6 protein-coding genes and 1 rRNA gene are annotated in these 7,565 nt (G+C 69.9%); all 7 read left to right on the top strand.

Features of this window, described 5'->3' with window-relative positions; genetic code table 11:
* Window positions 1-93 (top strand): 5S ribosomal RNA (rrf, locus tag ACWGE0_RS45510); the annotation flags it as partial.
* An 89-nt stretch (window positions 94-182) separates the two neighbouring features.
* Complete coding sequence (locus tag ACWGE0_RS45505) at window positions 183-2,771, top strand: hypothetical protein (protein ID WP_452267069.1); 2,589 nt, start codon at window positions 183-185, stop codon at window positions 2,769-2,771.
* The gene (locus tag ACWGE0_RS45500; protein ID WP_452267068.1) at window positions 2,768-3,562 is read left to right on the top strand and encodes an HAD-IIA family hydrolase; all 795 of its coding nucleotides are present in this window, start codon (window positions 2,768-2,770) and stop codon (window positions 3,560-3,562) included. The genes ACWGE0_RS45505 and ACWGE0_RS45500 overlap by 4 nt, the downstream gene beginning before the upstream one ends.
* A gap of 5 nt (window positions 3,563-3,567) precedes the next feature.
* Window positions 3,568-3,735, top strand: a complete 168-nt coding sequence (locus tag ACWGE0_RS45495; protein ID WP_166052501.1) for a hypothetical protein — start codon at window positions 3,568-3,570, stop codon at window positions 3,733-3,735.
* A gap of 6 nt (window positions 3,736-3,741) precedes the next feature.
* Window positions 3,742-4,539 carry a TlyA family RNA methyltransferase gene (locus ACWGE0_RS45490; RefSeq protein ID WP_452267067.1) on the top strand — a complete coding sequence of 266 codons (798 nt, stop codon included), beginning with the start codon at window positions 3,742-3,744 and terminating at the stop codon, window positions 4,537-4,539.
* The gene (locus tag ACWGE0_RS45485; protein WP_452267066.1) at window positions 4,536-5,426 is read left to right on the top strand and encodes an NAD kinase; all 891 of its coding nucleotides are present in this window, start codon (window positions 4,536-4,538) and stop codon (window positions 5,424-5,426) included. Before ACWGE0_RS45490 ends, ACWGE0_RS45485 begins: the two co-directional genes overlap by 4 nt.
* Before the next feature lie 80 nt (window positions 5,427-5,506).
* Entirely contained in the window at window positions 5,507-7,288 is a 1,782-nt protein-coding gene (gene recN / locus ACWGE0_RS45480; protein ID WP_452267065.1) for a DNA repair protein RecN, read from the top strand.
* Window positions 7,289-7,565 lie beyond the last annotated feature (277 nt).

Genomic DNA, 7,565 nt, shown 5'->3' with positions numbered 1-7,565 from the left:
ACACCCGGTCCCATTCCGAACCCGGTAGTTAAGCCCTTCTGCGCCGATGGTACTGCACTGGTTACGGTGTGGGAGAGTAGGTCGCCGCCGAACTTTACTTCCCTGAAGGGGCTTGTGATCGCGGGGCACAACTACAGTGCTGCGATCACAGGCCCCTTTCAGCGTGTCTATAGGAGGATTTGGTGTCCAGGTTCGGGGATCGTCCCGGCGACCGTCAGCGTGGCCAGGGAGACCGACCGCGCCATTCCGACGGTGGCCGCCCAACAGGCGATCGCAAGGTAAGCAACAACAAGCGTGACGACCGTGGCGGCGCCGGCGGCGGCCGCGACTTCAAGCCCCGCGAAGACCGCGGTGGCTACCCGCGTGGTGAGGGCTCCGGCGACCGCAACCGAGGCGGAGACCGTCGAGACGACCGCGCAGGCAACCGCACGGGCTCCAGCGACCGTGGCGGCTACCGCGGCAGCAGCGACCGCAGCAGCTCGAGCGACCGTGGTGGTTACCGCGGCAGCAGTGACCGCAGTGGTTCGAGCGATCGCGGTGGCTACCGGGGCAGCAGCGACCGGTCCGGATCGAGCGACCGTCCGGGCTACCGCAAGAGCGAGGGCTCCGGCGAGCGTTCCGACCGCGGCGGATATCGCGGCAGCAGCGACCGTGGCGGCTCCAGCGACCGTGGTGGTTACCAGCGTCGTGAGGGTTCCAGCGACCGCGGCGGTTTCCGCAAGGACGACCGTGGCGGCGACCGCCGTGACTTCAAGCCCCGCGAGGACCGCGGTGGCTCGAGCGACCGTCGCGACTTCAAGCCGCGTGAAGACCGTGGCGGCTCCAGCGACCGTCGCGACTTCAAGCCGCGCGAGGACCGTGGCGGCTCCAGCGATCGTGGTGGCTACCAGCGTCGCGAAGGTTCCAGCGGCGGCAGCGATCGCGGCGGTTACCAGCGTCGCGAGGGTTCCAGCGACCGCGGCGGTTACCGGGGCAGCAGCGACCGTTCCGGATCGAGCGACCGTCCGGGCTACCGGGGCAGCAGCGACCGCAGCAGTTCGAGCGACCGTGGTGGTTACCGCGGTAGCAGTGACCGCAGCAGTTCGAGCGACCGCGGTGGCTACCGCGGCTCCAGCGATCGTGGCGGCTCCAGCGAGCGTCGTGACTTCAAGCCCCGCGAGGACCGTGGCGGCTCCAGCGACCGTGGTGGTTACCAGCGTCGCGAGGGTTCCAGCGACCGTGGTGGCTACCGCAAGGACGACCGCTCCGGCGAGCGTCGTGAGTTCAAGCCGCGTGACGACCGTTCCGGCTCGCGCAGCGAAGGTTCGAGCGACCGCGGCAGCTACCAGCGTCGTGAAGGCTCCAGCGACCGTCCAGGCTACCGGGGCAGCAGCGACCGCAGCAGTTCGAGCGACCGCGGTGGCTACCGCGGCTCCAGCGACCGCAGTGGTTCGAGCGATCGTGGCGGTTACCGCAAGGACGACCGTTCCAGCGACCGTGGCGGCTACCGCAAGGACGATCGCTCGAGCGACCGCGGTGGGTACCGCAAGGACGATCGGTCCAGCGACCGCAGCGCGCCTCGCGCCGGCGGAACCTCGAGCGACCGCCCCGCCTACCAGCGCGACGACCGCCGTGACGAGCGCAGCCGTGAGCGTGCGGCGCGTTTCCAGGGCCGGGTCGCCGACCAGGACGACACCGGCACCGAGGCCGAGAGCGCTGAGGGCACCTCGAGCGTGACGGCGGACGGCGAGCGCGCCGGCTACCGCCTGGGTCACGGTGCCGCGGCCACGCGTGCCGCCGCAGGTCGTGAGCAGGCAGCCAGCAGCACGACCGCTGACGCCGAGCTCGCCGACTCCACCGACGCGGTGGCGGCCGGCGACGACTCCGGCGACAGTGTCGACAGCGGCGACAAGACCGACAGTGGTGCTCGCGCCACCGACGTCGACGCTGACGACAGCGATGCCGGCAGCAGCGACCGGGTGGACGCCGACAGCGACGCCCGTGCCGACGAGCACGACGACAGCGATGCTCGCGACAGCCGTGACGACAGTGGCTCCAGCGACGACGCCGGCAGCAGCGACGAACCCGACGAGGCGCCCGCGCCCCGTGGCGGACGTCCCGAGCTGCCGGAGGAGGCCGACCTGTCGGCCCTCGACCCGGAGATCCGGGCCGAGCTGCGCAGCCTGCCCAAGGGGCTCGCGGAGATCGTCGGCAGGCACCTGGCCGCGGCCGGGCTGCTGATCGACGAGGAGCCGGAGCTGGCTCTGGAGCACGCCCGGTACGCGCGCAGCAAGGCGGCGCGGGTCGGCGTGGTCCGGGAAGCGGCGGGTCTGACCGCTTACTTCGCGGACGAGTGGGCCGAGGCGCTCAGCGAGTTGCGGGCCGCGCGCCGGATGATGACCGGGCCGGGCCACCTCGCGATCATGGCTGACTGCGAGCGGGCGCTCGGGCGGCCGGAGCGGGCCATCGACCTCGCGAAGGACCCGTCCGTCAAGGACCTGTCCCAGGAGGACGAGATCGAGCTGCGGATCGTCGCGGCCGCTGCTCGCCGGGACATGGGTCAGCTCGAGGCGGCCGTGGTGGCGTTGCAGGGTCCGGATCTCGATCCGGGACAGCGCACTCCTTACTCCGCGCGACTCTTCTACGCTTACGCCGACAACCTGGCCGCGGCCGGTCGCATCGAGGAAGCGGGCAAGTGGTTCCTCAACGCCGCCGAGGCTGACGACGAAGGGGAAACGGACGCCGCCGAGCGCGCGTTCGAGTTGACCCAGGAGGAGACCGCGCAGCAGTGAGCGAGACGTTGGTTGACCGGTACGACGCGTTGCTGATCGATCTCGACGGCACCGTGTACCGCGGACCCGTTGCCGTACCCGGCGCGGCGGAAGCCATCGCCGAGGCCAGAAAGACAGGCGTCGGGATCCGGTACGTCACCAACAACGCCTCTCGCTCACCGCAGGCGGTCGCGGATCACCTCGTCGAGCTCGGGTTCGACACGAACGTCGACGAGGTGAGCACCTCCTCGCAGGCGGGCGCGGCCATGCTGGCCGAACGTCTGCCGAAGCGATCCACTGTGCTCGTGCTCGGCACCAAGGCCCTGGAGGCCGAGGTGTTCAAGCGCGGACTCATCCCGACCGACACCGCCGACGGCGCGGTGGCGGTCCTGCAAGGGCTGTCGATGGACCTCGGCTGGCGTGAGCTGGCCGAGGCCACCGTGGCCATCCGCAACGGTGCGCTGTGGGTGGCGTGCAACGTCGACGCCACCCTCCCGACCGAACGCGGTCTGCTCCCCGGCAACGGCTCCCTCGTGGCGGCGCTCAAGGCCGCGACCGACCAGGAGCCGCTCGTGGCCGGCAAGCCCGCCACCCCGCTGTTGCAGCAGGCGGCGAAGGATCTCGGCGCGCAACGCCCGCTGGTGATCGGCGACCGGCTCGACACGGACATCCTGGGCGCGGTCAACGCGGGTATGGACTCGTTGCTCGTGCTCACGGGTGTGTCCACCGCGGAAGAGGCGCAAGCGCTTCCGGATGAGCAAAAGCCCACGTATGTCGGCGCGGACCTGTCGGTACTCCATCGGCTACCGTAAGACGAGTGAGCTACCCCCTGCCCGGACCGCCGCCCAACCCGGCCGACGCCATCGACGGCGCGCTGGAGCGGCTCGACGGGCTCGAGAACGTTCCTCTCGCCGAGCACGTGGCGAGGTTCGACGCCGTGCACGCGACGCTCACCGAAGCGCTGTCGAGCATCGACAAGGTGTGATGCACAGTGCCTCGCAGGGTGCGGCTCGATGCCGAACTCGTGCGCAGGGGGCTCGCCAAGTCCCGTGAGCACGCCAGCCAACTCGTCGCGGACGGCCGCGTGACAGTGCGCGGCACCGTCGCGACCAAGCCCGCGACCGCCGTGGAGACCTCCGACGCGGTCGTGGTCAAAGACATCGACAACGACCCGAACTGGGCCTCGCGCGGAGCTCACAAGCTGATCGGCGCGCTCGAAGGGTTCAAGATCGACCCTGCGGGCAAGCACTGTCTCGACGCAGGCGCATCCACTGGCGGTTTCACCGATGTGCTGCTGCGCCACGGCGCGCGCCAGGTGGTCGCGGCCGACGTCGGACGCGGGTTGCTCGACTGGAAACTGCAGACCGACGACCGGGTCGTGGTGAAGGACAAGACCAACGTCCGCACCCTCACTCCGGAGGACATCGGCGGGAAAGTTGAACTCGTCGTAGCGGATCTTTCGTTTATCTCGTTGAGGCTTGTGCTTCCCGCACTGGCCGCGTGCCTCGACGAGGAAGGCGACCTGCTGCCGATGGTCAAGCCGCAGTTCGAGGTCGGCAAGGAACGTCTCGGCTCGGGTGGCGTCGTGCGCGACCCCGAGCTGCGCGCTGAAGCCGTTCTCGAGGTGGCGAAGGCAGCGGAAGGGTTGGGTCTGGCTGTGCACGGGGTCGTCGCGAGCCCGCTGCCCGGTCCGTCCGGCAACGTCGAATACTTCCTCTGGCTCCGCAAGGGCGACCCGGTCGACCCCGCGGAGATGGTGCGCACCGCCGTCGAAGAAGGGCCCCAATGAGGGAAGTCCTGCTGGTCGTCCACACCGGGCACCAGAGCAACATCGATCTCGCCCGTCAGGTCGCCGGCCGCCTCGCGGTCGGTGGCGTCACGACGAGGGTGCTCGACGACGAGGCGCGTGACCTCGGCCCGTCGTGCTGCACCAAGGTCGTGCCCGCCGACGACCACGCGGCAGAGGGCACCGAGCTCGTTCTGGTGCTGGGCGGTGACGGCACGCTGCTGCGCGGCGCCGAACTCGCCCGCCCGGCGCGGGTGCCGGTGCTGGGTGTGAACCTGGGGCGCGTCGGCTTCCTCGCCGAGGCGGACTCGGACGCGCTGCACGAGGCGGTCGGCCACGTGCTGGAGCGCGACTACTTCGTGGAAGAGCGCATGACGCTCGACCTCGTCGCGAAGGTCAACGGCGACGTCGTCGCGAAGACGTGGGCGCTCAACGAGATCACCGTCGAGAAGCTGATCCGCGAACGCATCCTCGAGATCGTGGTCGAGGTCGACGGTCGGCCGGTGTCGGCGTTCGGCTGCGACGGCGTCATCTGCGCGACGCCGACGGGCTCGACGGCCTACGCGTTCTCCGCGGGCGGACCGGTCGTGTGGCCGGACGTGCAGGCGATCCTGGTGGTGCCGAGCAACGCGCACGCGCTGTTCGCACGGCCGTTGGTCGTCTCGCCGAAGTCGCACGTGGCGTTCGAGATCGAGCCGACGGGCCACCCCGCGGCGCTGTCCGCGGACGGGCGGCGCACGTTCGAGTTGCCCGCGGGTGCGCGGATCGAGATCGTGGAAGGCGCGCTGCCGCTCAAGGTCGTGCGGTTGCGCCAGGCTCCGTTCACGGACCGGCTGGTCGAGAAGTTCGCCCTGCCGGTGAAGGGATGGCGGGGACCATCGGCAGGCTGATCGCGCCGATCGGTGCATCGGCACTCGCTCGTTATGGTGCCCGCGGAGAAATGTCGGACCCGACAAGTAAGGTTCGCCCTGTGCTGGCCGAGATGCGCATCAATGGCCTTGGTGTTATTGACGAGGCCACCCTCGAACTCGATCCCGGATTCACCGTAGTCACTGGTGAGACGGGTGCGGGCAAGACCATGGTCGTGACCGGGTTGCACCTGCTCGGCGGTGGCCGGGCAGAGGCGTCGCGGGTGCGTACCGGTGCCGACAAAGCGGTCGTCGAAGGCCGCTTCCAGGCTCCGGCGGGCAGCCCTGCCGCGAAGGTGGCGGAGGAGGTGGGCGGCGAGGCGGACGAGGACGGTTCACTGATCGCGATCCGCACCGTCGGCGCCGACGGCCGCTCCCGGGCCCACGTCGGCGGCCGCTCCGTGCCGGTCGGCGTGCTGTCCGAACTGGCGGAGCAGCTGATCGCCGTGCACGGTCAGAACGACCAGCTGCGCCTCATGCGCCCGACCGAGCAGCGCGGCGTGCTGGACCGCTTCGCCGGCGACGACGTGGCGGAGCCGCTGCGCGAGTACCAGAGCATCCGCGAGGAGTGGATGCGCGTCACGACCGAGCTCAAGGAACGCACCGAGCGTTCCCGCGAACTCGCCCGTGAGGCCGATCTGCTGCGCCACGGCCTGGCCGAGATCGACGCGGTCGACCCCAAGGCGGGCGAAGACCTCGAACTGCATGACGAGGCGCGCCGCCTGGCCGACGCCGACCAGCTCCGCGAGGCCGCCCAGGGCGCGCAGTTCGCGGTGTCGGGTTCGATCGAGGGCGACCCGGACAACCCCGGCGCGCTCGGGCTGATCTCCGAGGCCGCCCGCCGGCTGTCCGTGTCCGAGGACCCGAAGCTGCGCGAGATGGAACCGCGGCTGGTCGAGGCGGCGACGCTGCTGGCCGACGTCGGCGCCGAGATCTCGGGCTACCTGGACCACCTCGAGGCGGATCCCGGTCGTCTTGAGCAGGTCTTGCAGCGGCAGGCCGAGTTGAAGGCGCTGACGCGCAAGTACGCGGCGGACATCGACGGTGTGATCGCGTGGGCCGCTGATGCGCGGGCTCGGCTGAACGGGCTGGACACGTCAGAAGAGGCGTTGACCGGGCTGGCCACTCGTCGCGACGAGTTGGCTGTCGAGCTGGCGAAGCTGGCGGAGCAGGTCACGGCGGCTCGGGTGGAGGCTGCGGGTGAGCTCGGGAAGGCTGTTACCGAGGAACTTGACGGGCTGGCCATGCCGCATGCGTCTGTGGAGCTCGCTGTTCGGCCTCGGCATGCTGAGGCCGGAGATGCGCAGGCGTTGACCGTGGGAAGGTCGATCCTGCACGCGGGGGCTTCTGGGGTGGACGATGTGGAGCTTCGGCTCATCTCGCATCCTGGCGCTCCTGCATTGCCGGTGCACAAGGGTGCGTCTGGTGGTGAGCTTTCTCGGGTGATGCTGGCGCTCGAGGTTGTGCTGTCGCACTCGGATCCGGTGCCTACGTTGGTGTTCGACGAGGTGGATGCCGGGGTTGGCGGGCGTGCTGCCGTTGAGGTCGGGCGTCGGCTGGCTCGGCTGGCCCGGTCGCACCAGGTGATCGTGGTTACGCACTTGCCGCAGGTGGCGGCTTTTGCGGATCGGCATCTTGTGGTGGACAAGTCTGCTGATGGGACGTTCACGCGGTCTGCTGTGCGGAGGTTGGACGAGACGCAGCGGGTTGTGGAGCTGGCTCGGATGCTGGCTGGGATGGATTCGACTGATACCGGTCGGGCGCATGCTGAGGAGTTGCTGGCAGCGGCTAAGGCGGACAAGTCTTCGGCGCCGGTGGTTCGGCGGAGGAAGAAGAAGGGCTGAGGGGGCGGCTTTTGCGGGGCGCGGCTTTGAGGGTCGCGAGTTTTGAGGGTGGTCACCTTGCGGGCGGCGAGTTCGGCCTGAGTGCTTCCCTCTGGGGGCGCTGCCCCCAGACCCCCGCCAATCTGATCTGGGGGTCCCACGCCACGCGCGGGTTGATGGCACGCCTGTTGCGTTGGGCGGAGTTGCGTTGCGTGGGTGGTGCGGTCCGGGCGGGTCCCCGTCACGAGCCGTGCCAGAGCGAGCCACAACCAGGCAGGGGTGTCAACTCGACGAAAAG

It is taken from the genome of Lentzea sp. NPDC054927 (assembly GCF_053610285.1).
This window is presented reverse-complemented; position numbering and strand designations above follow the sequence as displayed.